Annotated in this window: 1 protein-coding gene; it reads right to left on the bottom strand. The window is 67.5% G+C overall.

The features are described 5' to 3' along the window. Positions 1–10 precede the first annotated feature (10 nt). The coding region (locus tag ACSVDD_RS29690) for a recombinase zinc ribbon domain-containing protein (protein ID WP_448193004.1) at positions 11–1,205 on the bottom strand (1,195 nt) is incomplete at its 5' end.

The raw sequence follows: 1,205 nt of genomic DNA, 5'->3' as shown, positions 1-1,205 counted from the left end.
CCCGACAGTTTCATGATGCCTTCCTCTTTGACGGGCTGGTCCGTCGAACCAACGCCCGGAGTTCCGGAATGTGCTCGTCGTCGAGCATGACCTGCCATGGCAGCCCCTTGGTGAGCTGGCGCCCCGACAGCCGGCCGCGCTTCAGCCATTTGAAGATGGTCTGGGCGGTGATGCCGAGGACCTCGGCCGCGCCCTGGATCGAGTAGCTGCCGTCCGGCCAGCGGGCCGGGTTTTCTCCAACTCCGTTGATCTTCACGGTTGCGATCCCCCAGCGCTTGCGCAGGAGGTGGACGAGCCTGTGATCGAAAGCCGTTCCGCGGCTTGGCAGGAAACCTTCGGCATTCAGGACGCTGGCGATTTCGCCGTCCATCTTACCCGCCGCGTTCAGGGCACGTACGCGCCGCTCCAGATCCTCGATCCCGGCATAGTCGCCGTACGATTGCACGGCACGCCGCACCTTATGCTCGCTGACGGCTCCGGTCTGCCAGACGAGGCGGATCAGCACGCGACCGGGAATCCGCTTCCGATCCAGGATCGCTTCCTGAATGACCAGCCGGATGATCCTCTTGCGGTCCGCGGCGGTGGTGGTCGGTGCGTTCCAGACGCCAGCGACATTCTCCCCCACCGCCAGGATCTCGGCACGCTCGGCGTCACTCAAGGTCAGCGGCTGTTCGCGGCGCCAGCGATCATAGTCCTGTTCCACCTGCTCCACGGCGCGCAGCCGGTCCTCCCACGCCCGCTCCAGCGAGCGGGCAACCAGCCGGTTCTCCGGTTCGACGGCGTCGTATTGCCGCTGGGCCCGCTCCGCTTCGTAGCGCACGCGTTCGCGCTTGAGCGCCCACTGGCGCTCCAGCAGCCGAGCCTCCTGTTCGAGCTCGCCCAGAGCCGCCACCGCCAGAGCCACTTGGTCGGGGACGAGGGCGGCCAGGACGAGACGCTCGACCTCGGCGTCGACGGCCAGGGCGCGCACCTCCTGGCACAGCGGTTCGGCGCGTTGTCCCTTGTCGGTGCGGCAGCGATACACCGGGTAGTCGCCGTGCGGTCCGGAATACCCCAGGCCCATTCGCCGCCCGCACCGCCCGCAGACGGCGATGCCCTGCAGCAGCGCCAGCCCCTTGCGCGGCACGCCGCGTTGATCGGCATCGTAATGGTTGCCGTTGTCCGAGAGCCGTTTCTGGTTGGCCATGAACTCCTCCCACCCGATG

This window comes from Azospirillum terrae (assembly GCF_053470425.1).
Note: the sequence above shows the minus strand (reverse complement) of the source record. Positions and strands in the feature narration are given on the sequence as shown.